This window comes from Burkholderia sp. Ax-1724, assembly GCF_011752995.1.
In the GTDB taxonomy this organism is placed as follows: Bacteria; Pseudomonadota; Gammaproteobacteria; order Burkholderiales; family Burkholderiaceae; genus Paraburkholderia.
This window is the reverse complement of the sequence record NZ_VWWL01000031.1, coordinates 26449-52753: the sequence shown is the minus strand read 5'-3', so window position 1 is coordinate 52753 and position 26305 is coordinate 26449. Positions and strand designations below refer to the sequence as shown.

21 protein-coding genes and 1 pseudogene are annotated in these 26305 nt (G+C 55.7%); 9 read left to right on the top strand and 13 right to left on the bottom strand.

Annotated features, from left to right (window positions below; translation table 11 throughout):
• Nucleotides 1-27: 27 nt before the first annotated feature.
• Nucleotides 28-957, bottom strand: coding sequence for a LysR substrate-binding domain-containing protein (locus F3J19_RS29000; RefSeq protein ID WP_167049337.1), 930 nt, complete (start codon nucleotides 955-957; stop codon nucleotides 28-30).
• 884 nt (nucleotides 958-1841) lie between these two features.
• On the opposite strand from F3J19_RS29000, the gene F3J19_RS28995 reads away from it, so the two are divergent.
• Nucleotides 1842-3260, top strand: coding sequence for an aldehyde dehydrogenase family protein (locus F3J19_RS28995; RefSeq protein WP_167049335.1), 1419 nt, complete (start codon nucleotides 1842-1844; stop codon nucleotides 3258-3260).
• 275 nt (nucleotides 3261-3535) lie between these two features.
• Here the strand turns inward: F3J19_RS28995 and otnI are convergent, their stop codons facing one another.
• From otnI to F3J19_RS28960, 7 genes are all read right to left on the bottom strand, one after another.
• A complete protein-coding gene (gene otnI / locus F3J19_RS28990) occupies nucleotides 3536-4324 on the bottom strand; it encodes a 2-oxo-tetronate isomerase (protein WP_167049333.1) in 789 nt (262 codons plus the stop codon).
• Between the two features lie 36 nt (nucleotides 4325-4360).
• Nucleotides 4361-5011 carry an aldolase gene (locus F3J19_RS28985; RefSeq protein ID WP_205193337.1) on the bottom strand — a complete coding sequence of 217 codons (651 nt, stop codon included), beginning with the start codon at nucleotides 5009-5011 and terminating at the stop codon, nucleotides 4361-4363.
• Complete coding sequence (gene otnK / locus F3J19_RS28980; protein ID WP_167049331.1) at nucleotides 5011-6288, bottom strand: 3-oxo-tetronate kinase; 1278 nt, start codon at nucleotides 6286-6288, stop codon at nucleotides 5011-5013. Before otnK ends, F3J19_RS28985 begins: the two co-directional genes overlap by 1 nt.
• Nucleotides 6289-6758: 470 nt before the next feature.
• Nucleotides 6759-7640 carry an NAD-binding protein gene (locus F3J19_RS28975; RefSeq protein ID WP_167049329.1) on the bottom strand — a complete coding sequence of 294 codons (882 nt, stop codon included), beginning with the start codon at nucleotides 7638-7640 and terminating at the stop codon, nucleotides 6759-6761.
• Entirely contained in the window at nucleotides 7637-8623 is a 987-nt protein-coding gene (locus F3J19_RS28970; protein ID WP_240159328.1) for an NAD(P)-dependent oxidoreductase, read from the bottom strand. The genes F3J19_RS28975 and F3J19_RS28970 overlap by 4 nt, the downstream gene beginning before the upstream one ends.
• A 274-nt stretch (nucleotides 8624-8897) precedes the next feature.
• Nucleotides 8898-10379 carry an aldehyde dehydrogenase gene (locus F3J19_RS28965; protein WP_167049327.1) on the bottom strand — a complete coding sequence of 494 codons (1482 nt, stop codon included), beginning with the start codon at nucleotides 10377-10379 and terminating at the stop codon, nucleotides 8898-8900.
• A 151-nt stretch (nucleotides 10380-10530) separates the two neighbouring features.
• Nucleotides 10531-11985 carry an aldehyde dehydrogenase family protein gene (locus F3J19_RS28960; RefSeq protein WP_167049325.1) on the bottom strand — a complete coding sequence of 485 codons (1455 nt, stop codon included), beginning with the start codon at nucleotides 11983-11985 and terminating at the stop codon, nucleotides 10531-10533.
• A gap of 277 nt (nucleotides 11986-12262) precedes the next feature.
• On the opposite strand from F3J19_RS28960, the pseudogene F3J19_RS28955 reads away from it, so the two are divergent.
• From F3J19_RS28955 to F3J19_RS28940, 4 genes and pseudogenes are all read left to right on the top strand, one after another.
• A pseudogene (locus F3J19_RS28955) lies at nucleotides 12263-13002 on the top strand (transposase).
• A gap of 400 nt (nucleotides 13003-13402) precedes the next feature.
• Nucleotides 13403-14725 (top strand): MFS transporter, encoded by a 1323-nt coding sequence (locus F3J19_RS28950; RefSeq protein ID WP_167049323.1) that lies wholly within the window; start codon nucleotides 13403-13405, stop codon nucleotides 14723-14725.
• A gap of 98 nt (nucleotides 14726-14823) precedes the next feature.
• Nucleotides 14824-15882, top strand: coding sequence for a porin (locus F3J19_RS28945; protein WP_240159326.1), 1059 nt, complete (start codon nucleotides 14824-14826; stop codon nucleotides 15880-15882).
• A gap of 165 nt (nucleotides 15883-16047) precedes the next feature.
• Entirely contained in the window at nucleotides 16048-17151 is a 1104-nt protein-coding gene (locus F3J19_RS28940) for a mandelate racemase/muconate lactonizing enzyme family protein (protein ID WP_167049321.1), read from the top strand.
• Between the two features lie 377 nt (nucleotides 17152-17528).
• Here F3J19_RS28940 and F3J19_RS28935 read toward each other — a convergent pair whose 3' ends face one another.
• Nucleotides 17529-18713 carry an MFS transporter gene (locus tag F3J19_RS28935; RefSeq protein ID WP_167049319.1) on the bottom strand — a complete coding sequence of 395 codons (1185 nt, stop codon included), beginning with the start codon at nucleotides 18711-18713 and terminating at the stop codon, nucleotides 17529-17531.
• 801 nt (nucleotides 18714-19514) lie between these two features.
• Here F3J19_RS28935 and F3J19_RS28930 point away from each other — a divergent pair.
• Nucleotides 19515-19961, top strand: a complete 447-nt coding sequence (locus F3J19_RS28930; RefSeq protein WP_240159324.1) for a cyclophilin-like fold protein — start codon at nucleotides 19515-19517, stop codon at nucleotides 19959-19961.
• On the opposite strand, the gene F3J19_RS28925 is transcribed toward F3J19_RS28930, so the two are convergent.
• Nucleotides 19956-20849 (bottom strand): LysR family transcriptional regulator, encoded by an 894-nt coding sequence (locus tag F3J19_RS28925; protein WP_167049317.1) that lies wholly within the window; start codon nucleotides 20847-20849, stop codon nucleotides 19956-19958. The genes F3J19_RS28930 and F3J19_RS28925 overlap by 6 nt on opposite strands.
• 318 nt (nucleotides 20850-21167) lie before the next feature.
• Between F3J19_RS28925 and F3J19_RS28920 the strand changes: the two genes are divergently transcribed.
• The 3 genes from F3J19_RS28920 to F3J19_RS32870 all read left to right on the top strand — a co-directional run bounded on the left by F3J19_RS28920 (nucleotide 21168) and on the right by F3J19_RS32870 (nucleotide 22753).
• Complete coding sequence (locus tag F3J19_RS28920) at nucleotides 21168-21446, top strand: DUF4148 domain-containing protein (protein WP_167049315.1); 279 nt, start codon at nucleotides 21168-21170, stop codon at nucleotides 21444-21446.
• Between the two features lie 338 nt (nucleotides 21447-21784).
• Nucleotides 21785-22330, top strand: coding sequence for an XdhC family protein (locus tag F3J19_RS32875; protein WP_240159322.1), 546 nt, complete (start codon nucleotides 21785-21787; stop codon nucleotides 22328-22330).
• 3 nt (nucleotides 22331-22333) lie between these two features.
• Complete coding sequence (locus F3J19_RS32870; protein WP_345891075.1) at nucleotides 22334-22753, top strand: XdhC family protein; 420 nt, start codon at nucleotides 22334-22336, stop codon at nucleotides 22751-22753.
• A gap of 188 nt (nucleotides 22754-22941) precedes the next feature.
• Here F3J19_RS32870 and F3J19_RS28910 read toward each other — a convergent pair whose 3' ends face one another.
• The 3 genes from F3J19_RS28910 to F3J19_RS28900 all read right to left on the bottom strand — a co-directional run bounded on the left by F3J19_RS28910 (nucleotide 22942) and on the right by F3J19_RS28900 (nucleotide 26148).
• Nucleotides 22942-23994, bottom strand: coding sequence for an NAD(P)-dependent alcohol dehydrogenase (locus tag F3J19_RS28910; RefSeq protein WP_167049313.1), 1053 nt, complete (start codon nucleotides 23992-23994; stop codon nucleotides 22942-22944).
• Between the two features lie 337 nt (nucleotides 23995-24331).
• Nucleotides 24332-25108 carry an SDR family oxidoreductase gene (locus F3J19_RS28905; RefSeq protein ID WP_167049311.1) on the bottom strand — a complete coding sequence of 259 codons (777 nt, stop codon included), beginning with the start codon at nucleotides 25106-25108 and terminating at the stop codon, nucleotides 24332-24334.
• Between the two features lie 209 nt (nucleotides 25109-25317).
• Complete coding sequence (locus F3J19_RS28900; RefSeq protein ID WP_167049309.1) at nucleotides 25318-26148, bottom strand: SMP-30/gluconolactonase/LRE family protein; 831 nt, start codon at nucleotides 26146-26148, stop codon at nucleotides 25318-25320.
• Nucleotides 26149-26305: the final 157 nt, after the last annotated feature.

Here is a 26305-nt window from a genome sequence, read left to right as displayed (position 1 = left end):
AGCGACGGCAGGAGGCCGCGCGCCGTACTACTTCGACAGATTTTTCACGATCTCAATCATCTTGTCGAGGACTGGGTCATTCTGCCGGTGAACCCATCCGAATATAAATCTTGTCGAATAATTGAGGTTCATCAGCGGAATGACCGTCACGTCGCTAGGATAGTGGAAATTCTTTCCCATGACCGCTAGTCCGATACCCATGCCAACGGAGATCAGGTTAAGCTGAGACGCAATCGTGCTGACCTCCTGCACAATATTCGGCTCAAATCCAGCGGCCTGACAGAAAGCATAAAGCTGCCCATAACTGAGACTGCTACTCGACTTCGGATCTACCACAAGCGGTTCGTCGGCAAGATCCTCGAGCGTGAGTGACTTTCGGCGCGCAAATCGGTGGTCGTTTGGAACCGCTACGCCAATACTGCCCGTTTGAATGCATATGGAATCCAGAACGATGCCTTCACGCTCCATGTTGATCTCGGTACGCCGCTTTCCAGGATGCGGATTTGGTCCCAGATGCATGAAGCCGGCGTCAATTTTTCCTTCCGCAAGAGCCTTCGGTTGTTGAGAGGTCGACACTTCCACCAAGGATAGATTGATTTCTGGATAGGTCGCGCGAAAGAGTTTCACTGCCGCCTTGAATAGCGAGTGCATCAAGGTAAGAGACCCATACCCTATTCTTAGCGTCCCTGTCATACCGTGTCCTACACGCTTTGTGATGGCTATAGCCTCATTCAGATCGTCCATCATCCGCACGAGCTGAGGCAATAGCGTGCGCCCAGCTGCGGTCAGCTTAACGGTATGTGCGAGCCGTTCGAACAGCGGCGTCCCTAGTTCCCCTTCGAGATCCGCGATTATTTGCGAAACGGCAGGTCGGGTAATGTGCAGGCGTACGGCTGCGCGCCCGAAATGCTCTTCCTCCGCCGCAGCTATGAAGTAACGAAGGTGTCGAAGCTCCATCTTTCTTGTGTCTCCTTTCCAATAGCTGCTAGAACCAAGTCTTAACCTGTGCGGTTTATCGCTTGTTGCAGCGCATTTTCGCTGAATCGTCGCGCCGGTTAGCGCCGCTTACCAATGCACCATAATAGCTGACTTGACCCTACGCTGGTGCGATTTCAAACTTCTATCATCGTCGCTGCCATCGCATGTGGCCTTCATCGTCTCGATGACCGCATGGCCGGGATTGATGGACCAGCCCAGGTTTGCCCGCTGGAGAAAGCTCGCGGCGAGGATTCCGGATTGTCGATGGAATTGCGGGTGCTTAGGCGGTCCTAACTCATGGAAGCGGGGGTAGATCGGTGAGCGTTTCGGGAAGATCGTTGCGAGCCCTTGTCGAGAGGTGGATCGGGGCGACCGACGGCGTACGAGTTACCCACTTTAACCACAGTCGCGATGACCAATTTAGATTCGTGCGTGTGGAAGGTGTTTCGAATCCTGAGGTAGCGTTTATTTTCTTTCGCCACCGCGATGGAAGTTGGTGTGTTTTCCCCCCAGAGGGCAAGCGACCGGCGATGAGTCTGCAGGGCTAGGCACGCGATATGACGATCCCGATGCTACGGGACGGCACAGTGTGCGCTCCGTGGTGAAATCGCTATTGCTTCTCCGGCCCCGCGTGCTACCAACATACCTGTTGGGATGGTCGATAACGAATACTTACCTACCCGGCGGGTAAGCAAGAACGCGCTGCGGAGGTAACCGTTTCAGCAGATTGTGGACCTTGTGGCAATGAAGGACGGACATTAAAGGCGACGTCTAACCAGATACGCCTCATAGAGCAGGCTTTCTTCCGGTCCAATATGTACGTAGGGAGGAACATTGGCCGATTGAATTAACAGGAGACTTATATGCGGTCGTACGAAAAGTGCTACATCAACGGAGAGTGGGTCTCTCCACTCATCAGTAAGGTATGGACGCTGGTCAACCCGGCTACCGAGGAGCCGTTGGCAACTGTCGCGCTGGCAGGGGCTGAGGACGTTGACGTGGCCGTCAAGGCTGCGCGGGATGCATTCCCGTCGTATAGCAATACATCGAGGGCTGAGCGGGTTGACTTGCTTGAAGCAATTATCGACTGCTTCATTCGCCGCGAACAAGATCTGGCAGAAGTAGTGACGCTCGAGCTCGGTACGCCGGTCTCGCAAAAGATTCATGCGCCCGCAGCGCTCGCGTCGTTCAAGCAGGCATTGGTTAGCCTCAAAGATTACGAGTTCGAATATCATCTCGGCCCCAACACGGTTCGTCGCGAGCCGATTGGCGTTTGCGGCCTGATCACCGCCTGGAACTGGCCACTTCAGCTGCTCGTCACGAAGCTCGCGTATGCACTCGCTGTCGGATGCACGGTGGTCCTGAAGCCGAGCGAGTTCACCCCACTCAGCGCAATCCACCTCACCGAGGTGCTCCACGAAGCGGGCGTACCGAGGGGCGTCTTCAATCTGGTGCTCGGTGATGGACCGGTCGTCGGTAACGCCATCAGCAAGCACATGGACATCGATATGGTGTCGTTTACGGGTTCGACTAGGGCCGGCGTCTTGATTGCAGAGGCGGCTGCTCCGTCGGTAAAGCGCGTCGCTCAGGAACTTGGCGGCAAGTCAGCGAACGTCATTCTTGACGATGCAGACCTGCGGGCAGCCGCGAAGTGGAACGTGACTCGTGCCTTATCGAACACTGGGCAATCGTGCCACGCGCCTTCCCGAATTTTGGTTCATGAAAGTCAGATGGATGAACTGCTGGACTTGCTTGAAAGTGAAGCGAAAGCGGTCAAGGTCGGCAATCCGCTGGACCCACAAGTGAGTATGGGGCCTGTTGTGAATAAATTGCAATTCGACCGGGTGCAGGAATACATCAAAATCGGCATCGAGGAAGGTGCAGCCGTCCGCTTAGGTGGCGTTGGTCGCCCGGAAGGACTTGAACGTGGCTACTTCGTGAAGCCGACGATTTTTGCGAATGTGAAGCCGGAGATGCGTATCTCACAAGAAGAGATATTCGGCCCCGTGCTCGCGGTGATTCCTTACTCCACGGAAGAAGAGGCCATTCAGATCGCAAACGGGACGCCATACGGTTTGGGTGGCTACGTCTTCACGACGAATCGTGAGAGAGGCGTGTCAGTGGGCCGTCAATTGCGTGCGGGCCGCGTCTTCCTCAACGGTGCGGTAAGCAATACTGAGGCGCCGATGGGTGGATATAAGCGTTCTGGGAATGGTCGCGAGATGGGTGTTTTCGGCCTCGAAGAGTACCTTGAAGTTAAAGCGATGATTGGCTTTGAGTGACGCGTAGTCAGCTCTGTATTTGCGTTAATAATCGGCTCACGACACGTGAACACTCTGCGCACCCGAACATCGGGCATGGCATTTGTCACAACGTGAGTCGGCTAGGGCGAAAGGGGCGAAACTTCCCGGATATTTTCTTTCGAGCGTCCAGTGCCACATGACCACACCGGCTTCTCTGATGCCTGCTCCGAGCGGTTGATTTTAGGGCTTGGTGTGATGTCGAGCGGAAAGGAATGCGGTAAGTCGAAGCGGGCTTTGCTATGACTTTACTGCTCTCAAAGGTACGATTTGAGCCAGTTAAGACCTTCAGACGTACCGTTTTTGGGCCGATATTCGCACCCAATCCATCCATTGTACTCAAGCGAGTCAATCAGTTCGAACAAGTGTGGATAGTTCAGTTCACCGAGATTTGGTTCGTGTCGTTCCGGCACACCTGCAATCTGAATATGGCCAATGCCTGCATTCGGACGCACCATGTCACGCTTGAGCTTCACCGAGATATCGCCTTCGACGATCTGGCAGTGGTAAATATCGAACTGCACCTGTAGATTCGGTGCGCCGATGTCGCGGCATATGGCTTGAGCATCGTCTTGGCGATTCAGGAAGAATCCGGGGATGTCGCGGGTATTAATGGGCTCTATCACAATTGTGATGCCGTGCGACAGTGCCTCTTGCGCCGCGTACTCGAGGTTCTTCAGGTATACCGCGCGGTGTCTGTCGCGCGGCTCGCCGGCGGCAATGAGACCGGCCATTACGTGAAGTTTCGTATTGCCTAGAACGGCCGCATATTGGAGCGCCTGCTGAATGCTTCGCTTGAACTCGTCCTCGCGACCTGGCAATGACGCGATGCCGCGTTCGCCCCTCTCCCAGTTGCCAGGTGGCGCGTTGAAGAGCGCTTGCGTCAGTCCATTCCCCGTCAGGCGTGCCTTGATCTCGGCAGCAGGGAACTCATACGGGAACAGAAATTCGACCGCCTTGAAGCCGTCTTTGGCTGCGGCCGCGAACCGGTCCAGGAATGTGTATTCGTTGTACATCATCGTCAGGTTGGCTGCGAATCTTGGCATATGCCTCGTCTCCTGATTGAAATCTTGGTCCGGTGCTTACCAACGCGCGCTAAACGTCGTCCGCAATTCTTCGATGGCCGATTCTGGTAGTGGTTCAGGACGCGGCATCGTCGAAAGATAAAGGTCTGCTGTCTCTTCCAGTTCCTCCAGCGCGTAGCTCGCCTGTGACACGGACTTTCCCCAAACCACTGGCCCGAGTCGCTCGAGCAAGACCGCACGCACTTTCGAGGCGATTTTAGCGACTTCCTCTGCAACGGCAGGGTCGCCGGGACGGCGGTAGCGGACTAGTGGCACGTGGCCGACCTTCATCACGTAGTAAGGGGTGATCGGCGGAAGAATATCGTCGTTCCTCCACACACCCGCGAGCGTCAGCGCGACAAGATGCGTCGAATGTGTATGCACTATCCCGCGTGCTTCCTTGTTGTTCTCGTAGATCCGGCGATGGAGAGCCAACGTCTTTGAAGGTCGTCCGCCTGAAACATGATTGCCTTGTAGGTCGACCTTGGCGATGTCGTGGGGATCGAGGCGTCCGAGACACGCATCGGTCGGCGTGATGAGCCAACCGTCCTCGAGGCGCGCGCTAATATTGCCCGCACTCCCCACCGTATATCGGCGCTCGTAGAGGCTTTGACCGATGGTGCAGATTTCATCACGGATGCTGCTCTCATTAGCTGAAATTGATGCCATTACAGTGCCTTCAGTGCCTTCGTGAAGAAATCGTTTGTTCCAAAATTGCCGGACTTGAGTGCGAGCGCGAGCGGTGCCTTATCATGTGCGCTGACGGATTGTGTCGCAGGTACACCAGGGTCGATCTGGGGCCCGATACGGAGCGTGCGAACGTTGAGGGCTTGCACCACAGCGCCGGATGTTTCACCTCCGGCAACGACGAACTTGCGCACGCCGATATCGCGCAACCGCCGCGCGATTGTCGCTAGCGCCTCCTCGACAAGGAGCCCAGCCTTTTCGACGCCCAGTTCCTTCTGTACGGCCTTGACATCCTCTGGCGATGAAGTAGCGTAAATCAGCACTGGCTCGCTCTTTACTAGATGGCTCTGCGCAAACGCCACGGCACTGTTAACCACGTCATCGCCACGCGAAATCGCTATCGGATCGATGCGGAAGCTCGGCTTTGAGGTGCGCCATGCTGCGACTTGTGCGTTGGTGGCCTTAGATGCACTGCCGGCCAGAACAACTGCCTCCCCTTCGATTTTTGGCAGATCGGCGGCGTCCCCGGAATAGACGAGCAAATCGGCTGAGTGGAAATTTTGAGGCAGGCCGAGCGCAATGCCCGAGCCTCCGGTGACCAGAGCGAGATCTCGGCACGCTTTGCCGAGGGTATAGAGGTCGGCGTCGCACACGGCGTCGGCGATGGCAAGCCGAACGCCATCTTCTTTCAACTCGTCGATGTATGCGCGGATCGATTCCACCCCTTTCGCGATTATGTCGTAGCGTATCAGTCCAACCTTCGACTTAGTCTGGCGTTGCAAAACGCGTACGAGATTGGGGTCGGTCATTGGCGTGAGCGGATGATTTTCCATCCCAGACTCACTCAACAATACTTCTCCGACGAACAGGTTGCCGCGATATATGGTTCGACCATTTTCCGGAAATGCGGGACAGGCGATTGTGAAGTTCTCGCCAAGTGCGTCCAGCAGGGCATCCGCGACAGGACCGATATTGCCCCTGTCAGTGGAATCAAACGTGGAGCAATACTTGAAGTAATACTGGCGACAGCCTTGCGTGCGGAGCCAGTCGAGAGCCTCAAGCGATTGATGAACCGCTTCCACGGCAGAAATCGTGCGAGACTTCAGCGCGACGACGATCGCGTCGGCTTCAATACGCGTTCCGGCGGCTGGAACCCCTATGGTCTGTACTGTGCGCATGCCGCCCCGCACGAGCATATTGGCGAGGTCGGTCGCGCCGGTGAAATCGTCGGCAATGCAGCCAAGCAGTGCGTTCGCCATTACTTCACTCCCCTGAGGTTTCGAATGCTTGGGTAAATATCGTGCTCACGCGGCCACCCTCGCCAACCTGAGCGGGGCTGAACGCAATCTTCGCTTATAGACGCTTGTCTCTTACACCGTTTGGACGAGTCGGCGCTTACCCAAGCGCCTTGAGCTTGAATCCCGTCGTTCACAAAAAGAGCTGTGTTCCCGTGAAGGCAGACTGCGCGAAAGCGCCTTCGGCATGTGATACAGAAATTGCCACAACTGCGTTCGTTCATCTCCAGCGTCACATGAACGGTAATAGTTCTAACTCATGTATCGCTGGTTTTATCAGGACTCGCCCTCAGTAGCACTCCGCCGCGCGTCGGTAGGGCAAGTGAGTTCACATGTCCATTGACAAACTCACGCTACGTTCGACGCGATTGCATGAGTCGTTAGTCCCACGCGCGGCCGTGCCTCACGAAAATCAGGCGATCGGAACCACCCGCTCAGCCTGCACCCGGGGCAGGAAGACCTGAATCGACTTCCCAAATCTCAGCTAGTCTGTCGATACTGCTCGACTCCCCGAGTCGATTCGAAGCGGCGTCCAGCGTTGAGCGAGCCATAGTAGCAATGAGCATCGGTGCGCCGTAACGCATTCCAAGAGCTGATGCTTTTCTCAGGTCGTTCGCCCACATACCAAGCGTCACATCGGCTGTTCGTTCATTAACTGCCAAGGCAGGAAGCACGCGCGCGGACGCGCTGTTGTAACCGGAACTCTTGTTTAGCACCGTCGCCATATCACCCATCGCAAGCCCGTTTCTTGCACCCATCGAGGCGCATTCATAGGTGATGAGACGATTGCAGGCAGCAATTGCGGAGACGACCAACCGCATGGCGTGACCAGTGCCGACATCGCCGGAGTGAATGATTTTCGGGCAGATGGTCGACAGAACCTCGCGTACTGATTCGAGAGCGGCTTCTGCACCTCCGAAGAAGATGGCCGATGCCTCCTCGATTGCTTCGGTATTCTCGGTGTGAAGGGGGGCGTCGACAAACGTGATTCCGAATTCGCTCAAATCTCTGGCGAACAATCGCGTTTCGTCCGGATCGCCTTGGCTCATGTCTACAACGATTTGATTTTTCGCGGAATTTGTACTTAGCCAATTCGTGCGTTGAAGCAGTGCATGCCGGGCCGTATCCGAATCAGTGCACAGCACGACGATATCCACGCCCTTGGTGAGACTGGACACATCCGCCACCTTCTCGGATCGTTCGCAATGAAGTAATCCATCACCTAACCTGAGAACGCGAACGGTGTATTTGCTCGCCAGTTGGCGAAGCACGAACCCGGCGATTTCCCCGCTTCCTGCCAGTCCAATCGTAGTCACTTTGCCTCTCCAGTCTCTGCGGCCACCGATACGTCGACAAACCTGGTGTCGGCCATCGATTCGATGACGCCGATCATCTGCTCAAGCTGAGCCTCCTTGCCCAGCGCATTCAGCCCTATCTGCAAGATGGAACGGGCTGCGCCTCCAATCGGCATCGGAACTTTCTGTTCGGCTGCGAGAGTGATTGCCTGATGGATGTCTTTTACCTGTAGCGCCAACCAGAATTTGGTCGATTGACGCCCCTCGGCGATGGCGGGCAGCATCCCTTGGGAGGTGTAGTTTTTCGCGGTCGTGGCGTTAATCGCCTCTGTCATGGCCTGAAGAGAAAGACCGAACTTGCGGCCCATCGCCACGACCTCTAGAGTTGCGAGCCGGCAACTGACATTCATCATGTTGTTGACGGTCTTCATCGTCTGGCCGTTGCCCACACGCTCCCCGCAGTGGAAGACGTTTGGGCTAATGGACTGCAAAACAGGCAAAACCTTTCGGAACGCGGCCTGCGGGCCAGAAGCAATGATTGAGATGGTGCCGGCGATGGCTGTGGCCATTGCACCCGAGACAGGGGCGTCGAACAACGAGACGCCAGTCTCCTCGAGTTGACGGGCAAATTCTCTCGTTTCGGCAGGGACCCCACTGGTCTGGTCGACGACAATTTTGCCGGTGGTAAGTCCCTCTGCAAGACCGTTCGGACCGAAGAGGACGGCTTTGACGTCCGAGCTTCTCGGCAAACAAAGTAACACCACGTCGCTGTTGCGAGCGAGTTCTGCAGGCGTTGCCACTGCAGTCGCACCGAGTTCGACAAAGGCATCTACAGCCTTTTGATTTAGGTCGAACACGCTAAGCGGAAACTTGCCGATCAGATGACGGGCAAGCGCGCCACCCATGGCGCCTAGCCCGATATACCCGATACGCATGTATCTCCTCCTGACTATTGCTTTACTGCCGATCTTGTCCTCGGCGGACAGCCGCTCAAAATGCGGCATTCCCGTATCGTGCCGCCTGCAGCGAGCGGGGTCGAGTGGTTTTTTCTCTGCCGTGAGGTAAGCGCGACTTACCGGCTTGGGGATGAAGGCAAAGTGACCGTCGTCACGCTCCCCGCATCCTCGTTGAGGCGTTGCTAGGTGGACTGAGGAAGCCTCGGCAAAATACGCCGCTAACCTAGACGCAAGCGCGGATACCCTCACGTAGTTATCTCAAGTTCACAGGAGCACGGCGCGCCGCCGTGCTCTTGGAGAAACTTGAGGGCGTCATGCTTTTCTACCGCTGAACAAACGGATTCGCCGGCGGATCTGCCGAGGTGGACAGGAATACGCTTTTTGTCTCGAGAAATTCATGAACTGCCTCGATCCCATTCTCGCGGCCGAGGCCTGACATCTTCATCCCACCAAATGGCATCATGAAGCTGTATGCTCGGTACGTATTGACCCAGACTGTTCCTGCTTTGAGCGCCTTCGTCATGCGCATCGCTCGGCCGATATTTTCCGTCCATACGCCGGCCACCAGGCCGTATATGACGCTGTTGCCCAACTGGACAGCGTGTTGCTCGTCTTCAAAGCTGATAATCGAGAGCACTGGCCCAAAGACTTCCTCTTGGGCAATGCGCATGTCGTTGGTTACGTCGGTAAAAATAGTCGGCTCAACGAACTGGCCACCGGTCAGTCCCGGGCCAACGGCCGGCTTTCCGCCGAGGATGCAACGAGCACCGTCTCCTCGAGCGATTTCGATATAGTCTAGTACCTTCGCATACTGTGGCGGCGTAGCGATCGGACCAACGTTGGTCGTTGGCTGCATCGGATCCCCGAGCTTCACGCCACGGGCAAGCTCGATTAGTCGCTCGGTGAAGCGTTCCTTAATCGACTGCTGGACGAGAAGTCTCGACCCAGCAATGCACATCTGACCAGCGGCACCGAAGATACCTGAGACGACGCCAATGGCTGCAGCGTCGAGATCCGCGTCTTCGAAAACGATGTTCGGTGACTTGCCACCCAACTCCATCGCGACGCGCTTCATTCCGCGCGCGGCAGTTTCATAAATCCGTGCGCCCGTAACGTCCGACCCGGTGAAGCTAATCTTGGCGACGTCCTCGTCCTCGACGAGTGCAGCGCCGGCCTCACTGCCGAAGCCAGTGACGACGTTCAACACACCGTCGGGCAGGCCGGCCTCCTTGGTGAGAGCCGCGAACTCGAGTGAACTCGCGGATGCAAACTCAGACGGTTTGACGACCACCGCACATCCGGCTGCCAGTGCAGGGGCGCACTTCAACGCCAGGAATTGAAGGGGCGAATTCCACGCAGTCAATGCTGCTACGACCCCCACGGGCTCATGGGTGGTGAATGCGAAGACGTCTGCCTTCTCGACCGGCATGACCGAACCTTCAATCTTGTCTGCGAGTCCGCCGTAGTAGTACCAGTACTCAGGGATGGTTCTCAACTGCCCCTGCATTTCCGAGAGAATCTTGCCGTTGTCGCGGGTTTCAATTTCCGACAGGTTCTTGGCGTTCTGCGCGACGAGGTCGCCAATGCGACGCATGATCTTGCCGCGCTCCGTGGCGGTCATCTTGCTCCATGGGCCAACGGTCATTGCCCGCTTTGCAGCTGCTACGGCGCGCGCAGAATCTTCAGCGGTGCCGCGTGGAATTCTCGCCCACGTCTCACCGGTATATGGGTTAGCCGTGTCAATCCACTCGCCGTTCGCAGGGTCTTTGAACTCCCCGTTGATCCAGAGCTGATACTCCTTCATCCGTTTACCTCCATTGGCCAGCTATTTCTTGGAACACACTGGCGCTCGTTTAATAGCGCCGTTCTCCCGGCATAACTACCACTATTCGTTCCGACCCGGACCTTCGACAGAATCGGGAACACACCACGTCAATGTGTCGGCGGCCAGCAGATCAGTGAGCCAGTTCGGGCAAACCCGCGGCCTTCTCAGCTAGTCCATACACCGATTTGATCTCAAGGTATTCCTCGAGTCCGAAAACGCCCATCGAACGGCCGATGCCTGACTGCTTATAGCCGCCCATCGGAGTCACCGAATTGGTTGCGGCTCCATTAACGCAGATTCTTCCAGCGCGCAAGCCATTGGCGAACTCGTAGCCTCGCTGAAGGTCACCCGCGAATACGTAGCCGCCCAGCCCGTAGATCGAGTCGTTGGCGATCTTCAGCGCCTCATCCTCAGTTCGATAAGGGATGACCGCGAGGACCGGGCCGAAAATTTCTTCTCTTGCGATGGTCATGTCGGCCGTAACGTCACTGAACACGGTCGGCTGAACGAAGAAACCCCGGTCCAAGCCGGTGGGAGGTTCAAGGCCACCGCAGACCAGCCTCGCTCCCTCGTCGATGGCGGACTGGATGTGGCGTCTGATGCTTTCGTACTGTGCACGATTGATCACCGGTCCCATCGTCGTTGCGGGGTCACGGGGATCGCCTATGCGAAACTTGCTGCATTCGTCTACCAGGTACGGCAGCACGCTCTCAACCTGGTCCTCGTGGACCAACATTCGGCTGGGCGCGTGGCAGCTCTGGCCAGTGTTGAAGAAACAGCGCGCGATATTCCAGCGCGCGGCAGCCTCCAGATCGGCATCTTTGAGTACGATGTTGGCAGACTTGCCACCGAGCTCCAACGAAACACGCTTAATTGTGCGGGCCGCTGCTTCGCCGACCTTGATGCCGGCGCCTGTCGACCCGGTAAAGGACACCAAGTCCACATCGGGGTGTCGCGACAGCGCTTCGCCCACCACGCTGCCGCGCCCAAGAATCAGGTTGAAGACTCCGGGGGGCAGTTCCGCCTTATCAATGACTTCTGCCAGCAGAATGCTGCTGAGTGGAGATGCATCCGAGCCTTTCATGACCGACGTACAGCCAGCCGCAAGCGCGTAGATGAACTTGATCACCGGCGTCTGGATCGGCCAGTTCCAGGGAGAGATTAGGGCGCAAACGCCGATGGGCTCGCGGCGAACGATGGTGTCATCGACGCGCGTTTCAAATCGGTACGACTGCAGCAGATCACGCGCAACCTTCATGTGTGCGATAGGGCCAGTGACCTGCGCGCGCGCCGAGCGCGGCACGCCCACTTCGCGGGCAAGAACATCGGAGAACTCGTCCATGTGCTGCTCGTAGGCGGCAATGATGCGGTCGATCATGGCAACCCGGGCGGCGATGCTGGTCTGTGAAAAGGTCTCAAACGCGCGGCGCGCGGCGGCCACGGCACGATCTACGTCCTCAGCCGTCCCGCCGTTGGCGGCGGTAGCGAACACGACTCCGGTGTTAGGGTCCACCATTTCGCGCTTGTCGGATCCGGATGGAGCCACCCAAGCGCCGTCAATGTAATGGTATGGATAGTTCGTCATGGTTCGCCTTAAGAAATCAATTTGAGGGTAGCGCGCAGGTGGTCGCCACGGGCGGCGCTGGCTAAAAGAATGTTCAATTTCTATGGTAAGTCCCACCGTCCCTCGCGATGGTCTGCACAGTCAGCAACGACAAGGGGACAAGAAAGTAGTGAGGCCGTCCAGATCGGTAGAGCGTGTTGGGCGCTTTCGGTTGGACCTGGTATCCGGCAGGATGAGCCAACGGAAGCCATAGCCAACGGATGTATCGGGTGACGAATGGCAGTTTGGCGCTCCATGCCTGACGTTGACGAACAAAGAAGCTTCGCAGCGCCGATACAAATTGCGAGAAATGTTCAACGCGCTGGGATGGATCGTGCGCGCTCGTGCAAACCGGCGTTTGTTGCCCAATGAATTCCACCTTGGGAACTGGTCTACCAGCAAACGCAACGCTCGATTCAAGCGGGTTGTTTCGAGGCCACGGTGGACGACCTGCGTTCGATCAACCCGGGCGGCCAGGAACGCCGTGGCCAACCGAGCACCGTCATTTTCGATGGGCACACGCTGCAGTCGATCGGCGAGAGTGGCTCTCGCGCGGGTTACGACAGTTATAAGGGCAAACACGACAGCAAAGTTCACATGGCAGTTGATGGCGTGGGACAGTTGTTTGCTGTGCATGTGACGCCGGCCGATGATCGGCAGCGCGCGTAAGTTGAGGAACTGCCGCGTTAGGTCTAGCTGGCCACGGGCCAAACGGCTAAGGTGGCATCTGTCGACCGGAGATAGACCGGCTAGCAGCGGGCGCAGGCAGCGCTTGATGAGAGAATCTCGCTTCAGGCAATCAGGTTGGCGAAGGCAACGAAATGTTTCGTACTGTTGCCACGTCGCTGGGTATTGGAGCGCAGCTTCGGCTGGCTGAGCCGCTTTAGGCTGCTTGCTCGAGACTACGAGCGCTTGTCTGAGACCCTTGCCGGACTGCACTTTATGGTCGACTCCATACTGATGCTGGTTCATTTCGCAAACTTTACGAATAGTGCCTAACACGCTCCAGGACCCAGCTAGATCGCGGCTTTGGGACTGTTCGGAAGACGCACGCGTGAGGCGTGCTTTATGAGGGGCGCTGCATTCTCATAATTCTGTACAGGCGCGAGCGATGCGTCGAGTCGGATTTACTTCTCGTAAAGAAAGCATTGCTTACCACGGTGCGATCCATGTGGATGATGCGGCCCTCTGAAAATGGGACGGAAATCGCAGAAGTCAGCGGCGGTTACGCTGCGGTAAGTTAAATCGTCTGGACACCCTCCAATCTCGCGATGCAAAGTAAGCGCTCCCTCGAGAAGATGCTCGCTGCATAGTTTCAGTGAGTTCATCGTTTCTCGATTGAGCCAATAACTACATAGCGGCGACACCCATCTGTGTCGGTGCAAATTAAAGGAGGCGCATGTCCAACATCAATTCTCGCCGTCTTATCGGCGGTGGCTTCGGCGCGCTTGTTGAATGGTACGACTTTCTCGTGTACGGGCTGTCTGCTCCTGCGATCGCTGCAAACTTCTTTCCAAGTTCAAATCGGACAGCGGCGATGCTCAGTACCTTCGCCGTATTCGGCGTCGCATTTCTTGCGAGACCGATTGGCGGTGCGCTTTTCGGATATTTGGGCGATCGCTATGGACGGATCAGGATATTGAGTTGGACGGTGCTCGCAATGGGCGCTTCCACTTTGCTGACAGGATTGTTGCCTACTACTCAGGCGATTGGGATAGCAGCACCGGCTCTGTTGGTTGTTCTGCGCCTCGTGCAAGGAAGCTGCGCCGGCGGTGAAACTAGCGGCTGCCTTAGTTACATACTTGAATGCGCGCCTCGGGATCGCCGCGCGGTTTGGACAGCTGTGATTGGAGCTTTTGGTTTTGTGCCCAGCGCCATCGCCGCCCTCATCATTTTCGGGCTGCAAGCTAAGATGGGGGGAGAGGATTACATCGCCTACGGATGGCGCATCCCCTTTTTAGTCGGTGGCTTGTTGGGGGGGATTGGCATATGGCTGCGTCGCAATTTGAGCGATCCTGAAGAGTACTCGCAGGCGCATGCGGGTAAACAGGAAAACCCTATTCTATCTGTGGCGAGCAAGAAGTCGCTTGTAAATGTTATTTTGCTTGTAGCACTCCAAGCAACTGGTGCTTACATGATGCAAGGGTACATGTACAGCTATTTGCTGCAAGTTGTAAAGATCAGCGTTGGTGCAGCGCTATTGACCAATGCCGCCACGCTGACTCTGTTAGCAGTTCTACTTCCCGTCTGCGGGCACTTCGCAGATAGATACGGGCGCAAGCCAGTTCTCTTCGCCGGTGCCATCTGGTTTTTAATCACCACTTACCCGGCGTTCTTAGTTGCCTCAACGGGTACCGTCGCCGGCGCATTTTTGGGCCAGACTCTGCTGGCAATCGGAGTCGCTGTTTATGCGGGCGCCAATTTCGCCGTGACGGTAGAGCTGTTTCCAACTTCGATGCGGCAAACGGGGCATGCGATTGCATACAACCTTAGCTTCGCCTTATTTGGAGGGTTTGCTCCCTTTGTTTCCACGTTGCTTGTGGCAGAAACCGGCTCTTCACTGTCTCCGACGCTTTTGCTAATGGCGGTATCGTTGCTTGCATTTATAACCCTGTTTTTTACTCCTGAAACCAAGGGCATCCGTTTGCGTGATTCAGTAGATTCAATTGAAAGCACGTCTGTTTCATCATTGGGAAAAGCAGCTAATAAATTCACGCGGTGAGCTTTGCATAAGGTCGACGTGGTGTGCGCGCGATCAATGTAAAACGATTGGGCGCTCTAGATTTTCAACTTAAAAAGCGCAAAAATACGTAAAAAATCATGAATATGAAAAGAGCTGGAATTGCTTTTCTGTTAACGGGACTGGGTGTGGGGACCGCACAGGCTCAAACGAGTGTCACGTTATACGGAGTTATAGATACTGCTGTTCGGTTCGCAACCAATGCAAATGCTGCTGGTAACCATGTGGTGGAGATGACGGACGGAGCGATCTATGGCAACCGATGGGGACTTCAAGGGAAGGAGGATCTCGGCGGCGGCAATAAAGCAATTTTTGTCCTCGAATCGGGATTTGCGCCGAGCAGTGGCGCGTCTGAGCAAGGTGGGCGCTTGTTCGGAAGACAGGCGTATGTTGGTTTGAGCGGGAACTACGGCACGTTGATGCTTGGCCGCCAGTACACGATCGCTCATGACGTGATGTACCACTTCGAAGCATTGGGCTTCACGGGGCAGGAAATACTCGGCTTCGAAAGCCCGCCTTATGATGGACTTCGGTTCGACAACACCCTGAAATACGTCAAGAGCTTCGATGGCGTAACCGTATCCGCCGCGCATTCGTTTGGCAACTCGCCTGCGGGCTTTACGGTCGGATCGGCGGATGGCTTGGGCCTGCTATACGCGACTGGCGGGTTGATGATAGGTGCCACTTATCAGGTGACCCATGATGTGACGTCCTCCTATTTCAACGTAGTACCAGCCGCAGAGGCAAGCAAGCAATCTGTCCTCGGGTTAGGCGCATCGTATCAACTGAGCCGAGCGAACCTCTACTTGGGCTATTTTCATAGCCGGATGGACGTGGCTGACTACACGAACGACACCGTCTTTGCTGGCGCGAACTACCAATTGAGTCCCAGCCTTAGTCTAATCGGCTCTGTTCACTATGATTGGCTTGAACATACGGATGTTTCTGGGCGGCGCGTGACTGCTTACGCTATGGTCGATTACTTCCTAAGCAAACGGACAGATGTGTACATCGAAGCCGATTACACGCATCTGACGGGGGCTTGGGTGGCTTTAAATTCGAACCCAGGATATTCGGGTAGTTCGTTCGGAAACGATAGTGTCACTGGAGCCATGGTAGGTATTCGACATCAATTTTAAGAAGCGTTGTTTGGCAAGTCAATTTCAGGAACTAAGCTCTGACTAACGCGCTGCGGTGTCGGCTGCATGCATCTGACGCGTCGATTGATGGTTCTGATGGGAGACGCCATCGGAGACTAAAGCAATCATAGCGATCGTGTCGGAATTTACACGAGGAGAATACGTTTGAAGATTACATCGATAGAAGTGGTGCCTTTCACCATCGCATATCACCATCCTATTGCCGCTGCTTCGGGAACACTGAATAGTGCGGAGCACGTTTTAGTACGAGTAAAAACAGACGAGGGAGTTTGCGGTGTCTCGGAGGCGGTCGTTCGCTCGTTTGTGTACGGGGAATCGCAAGCGTCAATTGTTGAGGCGATTCGTCTCTGGTTTGAACCTGCGCTCATCGGCGCTGATCCGTTTGCAGTCGAAGAAAATTACGCGAAAATCTCTTGGGTCCCTGCAAATAACACCGCTCGCGGGGCAATTGACATTGCCTTGCATGATCTAAGGGGAAAAATTGCGGGACAGCCTTCTTGGCGACTACTTGGCGGAAGCGGTGCTCCAATGCGGGTCACGCGCATACTTACCATGGGAGGGCCTGAAGAAGCCGGGGAGGAAGCCGCACAAGCGGCAAGTCAGCACGGCATTAGTTCCTTCAAGATAAAGGTCGGTGGCGAAGTGCGCGATGACGTGGCTCGCGTGGCAGCCGTTCGTAGAGCGGTTGGCGATGACGCAAGCATTTATCTTGATGCCAATCATGGTTGGAGCGCCGAAGTTGCGATTCGAGCACTGATGGCGATGGGAGATTATAACGTAGATCTGGTCGAAGAGCCGAGCCCTGCGGAGGACTGGATGGGTCGGCAGCGACTTGCTCAACATGTTCCAATTTCAATTATGGCCGATGAAAGCGCGCCGACCTTGAACACCGCTGCCCGCGAACTGACGTCGGGGTCAGCGAGAGCGCTAAGCATTAAGACGACGCGTACAGGTTTTACAGAGTCTGCCAAGCTGGTGGCACTTGCTAGTGCTTTAGGCGCGCGTACGCTTATCGGATCCCAGGCGGACAGCATGATCGGAGCGGCGGCGTCCGTAGCGTTTGGTTCTGCGTATCCTCAACTAGCTAAAGAGCCGGGAGAATTGGATTATTTTAATGTCATCACCGATCACATTCTCACTGATCCGTTGGTCGTTCGCAATGGTCATCTTGGGCCCTCGTCACGAGCCGGCATTGGTGTCGAAATCGACGAAGACAAGTTGAATCACTATCGGGTCGATAAGACTTAGTGCTGGAATCGGGCGGCTGACGATCGACGAAAAGACCATTCTGAAGACGGCAATCTTACTCTGTTGATCATCGGCTGCACGTCGGGTCGAACAGTCAACAGTGAAACGCACTGTTCAGGTTGTATGCCACCGGGTACTAATCTTGGATATATGAACCGCGCGGCGTAGGCCGGCGTGGCACTCGTCGCTCTGCTCGGAAGCTGAAGCTAGCATCTGCCGACGGATCCACATCAGTAACGTTGAGGCAACGCCGTTCAACCTCAGGCAACGCCTTTCAACTCGAGGGAATGTGGATCGATAAGTTCGTCGTGGTGATGAAGCGACTCTGTTCGTCTAATCCGTGGTTCGGGGGTGCAAAGTAGCGTACCTTTATGTCTTCACGCGTCGGACTGGACTCGTTTGCCGCCACCGATAACGATTGCGGAAAGGATCAGGAGAGCGGCGCCGCCAAGGAATGCCGCACCAACGGAGAAGCGGTCGAGTAGCGTGCCACCGAGCTCAGCACCGAGCATAATCGACAGCTGGATCGAGGCGACCATCAGTCCGCCGCCGCTTTCCGGCTTGTCCTTTACGGCCTTTGACAGCCACGTTGACCAGGCGACCGGTATTGCCGCGTTTATCGCGCCCCACGCAATCACTAATACTGCGACTGCCTCCAGGTTGTGGCCAACGGGAAGCAGTGCGAGCGTCACGCCAGCCAGCGCCACCGGCAGCCACATCATAAGCTCGTAGAGACGCTTATTCATGACTGCGCTGGCACCATACGTGCCTGCGAAGCCAGCTAAACCCATCCCAAGTAGGAGGAGAGACAGTGCCGATACGCCCACATGAGTGTAAGTTTCAAAAAACGGCCGGAAATATGTGAAGACAGCAAAAGCACCGCCAAATGTCAGCATTACAGCCAGCATCGCGAAGGCTACGTGTGACCGCCGGAGCAGAGACAAAACGTTGCCGCTAGGTTGCTGCGTTCGATCCGGCATCGATGGAACCGTGATCAACAACAGCACAAAATTTACGACAACGATCGGAACCAGCGCCCAGAAAACGCCTCGCCAGCCGATAATGCTTCCCAGATAGCTACCAATCGGCGCGGCAAACGCCGTCGCAACAGCATTGCCGGTGTACAGGCCCCCCAAGGCCTTGGGCACAGATTCTTCTGAAACGAGCTGCATGATGGTGGCGGTCGCTAGAGACCAAAAGCCGCCCACGGCTACCCCGAGAAGGGCTCTGGCAACCATCAGGGTCGCAAAGCTGCCAGCTTCGGCGATAAGGATAAGCGACACCAACATGAGTGCCGCGAGAGAGGCCAGAACGTAGCGGCGGTTAAAGCGACCGGTTACCGATGGAATTAGAAGGCTCGTTACCACGGCGAAGAGGCCGGAGATCGAGATAGCTTGACCGGCCATACCGACGGACGCACGCAGGTCTGAAGCGATGGGCGTTAGCAGACTCACGGGCATAAACTCAGAAGCGATCAGCATCGCAGCGCACATCGCCGTCGATGCTACCGCACCCCATACCTGGCGTCTTGAGGCAGCGGCCTGATTTATCAAGGTAGACATTGAACTTCCTTCTCTAGTTTGTCCCCCTTGCTCTCGCCTACCGAGGGCGCGCCGGACAACAGGAATGCACGACCGGCCAATCGGATTGGCAGTCGATGTAGCGCCGGGAATGGAAAACGAACGCATACGCAGTTGCCTACGCGCGCTTACACGGATTGCGAGAATCGGGTATCGAGGTCGAATTTGACCTCGAAAAGAGGGGTGATGTTTTCGTTACAACCGGCAGCAACCTACTGCTGAACCGAATGCGAGCAGTTTAGCTACTTCATCTGGTGAGATAAACCCGCGTTGGGTCATTGGACTCATGAGTCTTCGTAATCAATTGGTACAAGCCCTAGTCGACCCCGCTGGTCTCCCGTTTGCCGGGTCCGCACTCAGCGTCTTACGGGGTGCAACTTTGCTGGGGAGGTGCTGTCCAGTACGGCTCTTGCCCCTGTGGTGATGGTGCGCGCCTTCGAGGGTTCCCGGTCAACTGATGAGCCAGAGTAATAGGCCCTATCAGCATTCACCACCTAGTTCTGCGTCACCTTCGGAAGTTAGATTACGTCATGCAGGCGCACCAAATTGACGGGCAAGATATTCGGCGTCCCTCTTGCCGAGGAGATCAAGACAGCTGGTGCGGCAGGAGGGCGCCCCGGTCACTGTTTGCTCGGACGCGCTTCGTCTATTGCCCGCGTCACCGATGCTTCGTCGACGGCCGTCGTTCGACACACTGATGCGCCCAGCCGAGCCGAATTGTGAATGCGGGTCCACTTCCATTTCGAGTAACTATCATCACTCGGTATGTCGCTAGGAGCCCGCATGTCCGTTCGAGAATTCACGAGAGGGCTTTTGCTTGTAGCCATGCTATCTCTTATCTTCGCAAGAACAAGTGCTGCGGAAGGTGAGGCGCAGAGCATTTCGGCGCAGGCATCTTCCTGCAGTGCGGGCGCATCCGGCCCGATGAAGATCAAAGTCAAGGTCGCGGGAAAGGAACTTCCGGCGACGTTAGTCGATAACCCGACCGCGCGCGAGTTCGCGGCGCTTCTTCCGACTCGGGTGTCGATGGATGATTTTATTATCGCCAGGACGGGGAGAAGATTCCGTCTCCGGGCATCATCAAAGTCGGGCACGTTGACTCTGGAGCTGCAGCCTTCAACGTGCCGGGGTCAGTTGAAGTCTCGATCGAGTGTGTTCAATAGCCAAGTGTGTGAGGCGCGTACGGTCTGGCCCATGACGTGGAAAGGGCGCTTTTTACTCTGCCTATGAACGGTGCTTCAAGGCATCGATGACGAGTTTGAAGGCTCGCGAGATTTGGCGCCGGCTGGGGTAGTAAGCGTGATATCCGGGCCAAACTGGGCACCAATCCGTCAGAACGCTGCGGAGTTCGCCCTTTTGGATATGTTCAATCACAGCGTCTTCCGGGATGAATGCCAGGCCGAATCCATCCAGAGCCGCTCTAACCATTTGTGGCTGAGTATTGAACGTAAGCTGTCCTCCGACGCGCGCCTGCGTTTCGCGCTTTCCCTTCTTCAGTTCCCACGCGTATAGCGCTTTGGTGGTAGTCATGCGTAACGTTATACATTCATGATTCAGAAGGTCCTCGGGTGTCTTTGGAACCTCCCTGTTCTGAAAATATGAAGGAGCGCCGATGATGGCCATCGGAATGTCGGGGCTGATGCGAACCGCAATCATGTCCTTTGCCACTTGGTTTCCGAATCGTACGCCTATGTCGTAACGTTCTTCGACGATGTTGGAAAGGCCATAGTCGACAGTAACCTCAACCTTGATGTCGGGGTACGAAGGTAGGAGTCGCCGCAGCTTGGGCCAAATGACCGTGTCGACTGGGTGGTCAGTTGCGGTAATGCGCACTACACCTGCAGCTTTATCTCTGAAGTCTGCGAGAGCCGCCACGCTGGCATCAATTTCATCGATTCGCGGTGCCACTGCCTGGAACAACTCTTCGCCGGCATCAGTCGTCGAAACGCTTCGAGTTGTGCGTGTCAGTAGACGTACGCCCAACCTGGCTTCAAGGTCACGTACGGTATGACTCAGTGCCGATTGCGACACCCCAAGTTTGGCCGCAGCGCGCGTGAAGCTTTTCTCGCGCGCGACCGCGAGGAATACAAGGATGTCATTTAAGTTTTCCCGAGCCATCTCGCGTTATCCGGTGATGTTGATAGCAAACTTGTCACGTGTTGATGCAGCGTCACCTGACTTAATTGAGCTAAGCAAGCCAGATCATTCATGAACAATACTAATAAGCCCAAGTAGGCGGTGCTGCTTAATCGGATAGGTGAAAACCCTTATATTATGCCCTAACAGGAATCGCCGGCTACCGTGCGCGGCGGCCTTCTAGAAAGAGCACGGTTCAGGAGGAGCAAGTATCTGGCGCGGAGACATCCATTCTGACGGCGGTCTGTTTTCAACGAAGTCGTCAGGCGTGCCTTTACCAATCTTTCTGGAGTATCAGCAATGACTCGACGTCTTACCATCCTTCTTACGGTCATCGGCCTTTCTACGCCTCTTCTGGCTGAGGCACAGACTTTGGCGACGCAGGGCTTGACGCGTGAACAAGTTCGGCAAGAGATGGCCGAATATGCAGCTGCAGGTTGGAATCCTGCACGCCAGAATCCGCGTACTTGGGTCGATGACGCGCAGGCAGCCTCGGCAAAGGTTATGACCTCAAGAGCAAACGTAGCGTCGCGGCAGTTCGCGCAAAGCAAAGCGGACGCCGCCGCCCACTGCAACTGAGTCTCCTGGTCAAAGCGAATTGGATGCGTCGCTCATATTCCATGATCGCTTCTCTTCAGCGCTCGCGAGCATCGGAGCAGCGGGACGACCGTCTCGCTGCCTTGAGATCAGGAAAGGATGACAAAGCCTGGACGTTGGCGCTGGTCATGCGAATTGAGAGCGTAACGACAGACATGTCGATGTTTGCATCGCCGGATCTCCAAAGACCGCTTAACGCCATATCCTTCCGCTCGCGAGCGGTGATCGAGTACCGGCACATGTACATAAAAGTTGACGAAGACTATGGATAGCGTTGATGTCGAGGTTTTAAGAGCGGCCATTTCGCGCATCAAAGTCGTATGTCGGTCATCCTGGCAACAGTAATAAGGACTTGGGGATCTGCGCCTCGCCCGGTTGGTTCGCTGCTAGCATTACCTTCAGACGGCTTGATAAAGGGCTCCGTATCCGGTGGCTGCATTGAGGACGATCTGGCGCGACTGGCGAAGGAAGGGGCCCTCGACTTCCAACGCATCAAAACCGTCAAATACGGTATGTCTGCCGAGGAAGCGCACAGATTCGGGCTACCTTGTGGTGGCACACTTGAGCTCGTGCTTGAGCCATTGAATCAGGCCTCCAAGCTTAACGAGGTGTTGACTGCCATCTGTGCTGGGCAGACACTTATACGAACAGTAGACACATTGACGGGGATAACCCAATTGAGTCTTGTCGACAAGCCGGGTCGAACCTTTTTCGACGGCCGCTGCCTTCAGGCGGTATATGGGCCGCAGCTTCGCGTCGTTCTCATTGGGGCAGGACAATTGTCCGAGTATATTGCGCACATGGCGCTCCCACTCGGCTATAGCGTCATTGTCTGTGATCCACGTGACGAGTACTCGAAAACCTAGCGCGTGGCTGACGTTGTGGTTAGCAGCGAAATGCCAGATGATTTGCTGATTCGCTTGGAAGTTGACGGCAACACAGCGGTAGTGGCGCTCACCCACGACCCGAAGCTCGACGATATGGCGCTTCTGGAGGCATTGAAGTCTGACGCTTTCTACGTCGGAGCCATCGGATCACGCTTGAACAGTATGCGCCGCAACGCGCGTCTTAAGCTCTTTGATCTCAGCGATTCTGAGATTGAGCGCCTTCACGCACCTGTTGGACTCCACATCGGTGCTCAAACGCCACTGGAGATTGCTGTTGCTATTTTGGCCGAGATGACAGCGGTACGTCGGAACGTGCCAATCGTGCAGACACACGCCGCACGGCCCGATCGCGACACGGCGCTTTCATGCAAGGTCGAGTTATGGGATCGGATTCTTCCTTAGGCACTCGATGGCGTCTTAGTCGAGCAATAATCGGCTGTTTTCTCCGCGTGCCGAAGTCGCCTAGGAAAATCGCATCGGTATGGGGAGAAGCGCTCGTGATCACCATTGGACGAGAGCGCTTCTGCTGTTCTGGCGACAGGCCGCCAAGGCTAGCTTGGCGCCGTCGCAACGCCGTCGTTGATGTGAAGTTACGCAGGCATCTCCAAAGACGCCATGTCAATCACAAAGCGATAGCGGACGTCTGCGCGCTCCATCCGCTCCCATGCCTCATTGATTTGGTCCATGCGAATCATCTCGCAGTCAGGTAGCACGTTTTTGCGCGCGCAAAAGTCGAGCAATTCTTGTGTTTCGCGGATGCCTCCGATTGGCGATCCGGCAATGCGTCTACGACCGACAATCAGTGGCACTGTGGTAGGCTCGTCGAGCGGTCCTACCTGACCAACCAGCACCAAAGTGCCGTCTACATCGAGCAGCGGCAAGTACGGATTCAAGTCGTGACGAACCGGTACGGTATCGATAATAAGATCAAAACTCGATGCGGCTTTTTCCGTTGCAGCGCTATCAGTCGATAGCAGGAACGCGTCCGCGCCAAGTGCTTTTGCATTGCTAGCCTTGTCAATCGTTCGACTCACTACGGTCACGACCGCGCCCAGCGCGGACGCAAGCTTGACGGCCATGTGTCCAAGACCGCCCAAACCAATGACTCCGACGCGGCTTCCCGGCCCTATGTTCCAGGTGCGCAAAGGTGAATAAGTCGTGATACCAGCACAGAGCAGCGGAGCGACTTTGGACACATCAAGTCCATCGGGAACGCGAAGGACAAAGTCCTCGCGAACGACGATATGCTTCGAATAGCCACCTTTCGTGGGTTCGTTGGTAACCCGGTCGAATCCGCAATACGTTTGCGTGTTCCCCTCGCGACAAAGCTGCTCGAGCCCCTTGCGGCATTGGTCACACACCATGCAGCTATCAACCATACAGCCGACAGCGACATAGTCCCCGACCTTATGACGCTTAGCTTGTGGGGCAACGTCGATGACGCGTCCCACGATTTCATGCCCGGGTACTAGCGGATAGTTGGACCAGCCCCAGTCGTTCCGTGCTTGGTGCAAATCTGAATGGCACACACCGCTGTATAGGATTTCGATTGCTACATCGTTGAAGCGAAGTTCGCGGCGTTCGAAGTCGTATGGTTCAAGAAGAGATTTGGCCGTTTGAACGGCATAACCTCGAGTCTTCATTGCGATACCTCATCGAAATATAAAATACGAACGCTGATCCCTGTGCGGTAAAGTCGCTCACCCGTGGTCGAGATACGTCGTTCCGTGGATGCACAACATCGACACGAAACGTCGATGTTTGTGTAGTCGACATGGCCAGCAAGCTAACCCGAATAACGGGAGGGCCGGGCGATGACTTGCGAGCCGACGGGCAACAATCAAACAGTGAGCCTAATGCCAGTGGGTTCCGGTATACGTGAAGAAATCCACGATTACTAAGTCAGGCACCGCATGTTTGGTTGAAAGGCGAGAGCGCTGACGGCGCCCTCGTGTCTACGCAGCGCGTATCTACCGATTATCAGAGGCCAGCGGTTTGTCCACCGTCGACCACCACTGCATGACCGATTGCGAATCCGGCAACGTCAGAACAGAGCCAGAGAACCGTGTTGGCAATTTCTTCGGGCCGGCCCAAGCGACCGATCGGTTCCTGGGCGATCATCCGCTTGCGGTTTTCCTCGGTGCCTTGGGTAAATCGGCCAATCATCGGTGTATCGATGATGCCAGGGCACACTGCATTGACGCGCACGCCGTCCTTTGCGTATTCGAGAGCGGCAGACTTCGTGAGGCCAATGACGCCGTGTTTAGCGGCACAGTAGGCGGCTTGACCTCGAATGCCGACGACACCCGCCCCGGACGAGGTGTTTACGATTGCACCACCGCCGTTTTTGAGCATGATCGGAATCTGGTACTTCATGCAATAAAAGACTCCCCCAAGGTTGACGCGCAGATTTCGCTCAAACGAATCATCGTTGATGTCAGCAGTGTATGCGAGCGGTTGCTCGACGCCTGCATTGTTGAATGCAAAATCCAGCCGGCCGAACTTATCAATGGCAGCTGCGAGGGCAGCCTGAACGTCTTCTGGCTTTGAAACGTCACATCGCACGGCAAGCGCACGGCCGCCTTGCTCTTCGATCATCCTTACTGTCGCTTTGGCACCATCTTCCGAAAGGTCCACGACAACTACGTCTGCACCCTCTTGAGAAAAAGCTAACGCAGTAGCTTGCCCGATGCCGTTTGCAGCACCGGTAACAAAGGCAACCTTCCCCTCATAATTCCACTTGCGATGGGTCGTCATTGATTCCTATCTCCTTTAAGCTGCTCGCCTTGAAAGCAAGCAAGGTTTACCCAGAACTAATATATATTCCGAGTGTCGTTGTAGTGGCTGGCGGGACTGCGCAATAGTGCGACCGTTGACGAACTCTGAATGTCGAAGGTCCGGCCGGGCATCTGGATGAGGCGATGGGCGAATCGTGATTTATAGATCTGTACTAGCAACGCCGGGCACTAAACAGATAGCTCTGCCTTATAGATGGCGCTGCGAGGCTGCCGAGCTCGCAACTGTTCACCTGTACCGAGGTACACGCAGCAATAAAGTGTGCTTCCGCTATCGCCACCGATTGCGCACGAAACTGCGTTGCCTTCAAACGTGATGCGATCGGTGATTTTGCCGCCTTCGAGAACACGGATGAACTCGCCGGTGTTATAGCAACCGACCCAGATGCCTCCTCGATCGTCAGCGCAGATTCCATCGGGCTGACGGTGGACCAAATCCGCGAATAGGCGTCGGTTAGATAGCTCGCCGTTCTGATCGCGGTCATAAGCGGTGAGCTTTCCACACCACGTTTCAGCTACGACAAGCGTGCGTCCATCATCTATGATCACCGCCCCGTTGGGAAACTCGAGTTCGGTGGCGGCCACACGAACCGAGCCGTCGGGATGAACGACGTGCATCTCGGTGAGTTCTATTGGTGCACCGCCGTGGAGGTCGTATCCGAAGTTACCGACGTAGACTCGGCCAACGTCATCAATAACCAAGTCGTTGAGGTCGCCCGATGCCATGTCCGTCAGGTCGGCATAGACTGAGAGGGTGCCTTCATGCACCCGCATCAACTTCTTCTCAGCACAGGACACAACGATAGGAGTGTCGTCCGGTAGAAATCCTATTCCCGCTGGGCGCCCCGGAACGTCGCAGACCACACTACGCGTACCGTCTTCGAGGACGTTATAGAGCTTGTTGTCAAAAACGTCTGATACCCAAAGGCGATTGTCTCGCCACCGTGGCGCTTCGAGGAAGACGAAGCCATCAGCCACAAGCGTCGCCTGATGCTCTTTCATGACATTCTCTTTTGTTGGAAATTAAGCCGCGATGCGTCTCCTTCTAAATTAGGTTATTGCTTCGTGCGCCGTTAGGTCCAGTTCGATTTCATGGCCTCGACGGTAAGCTTGCCTGACAGGCCGGTTTGCAGAGGAGCGGCGACGGGCTTCGGGAGTC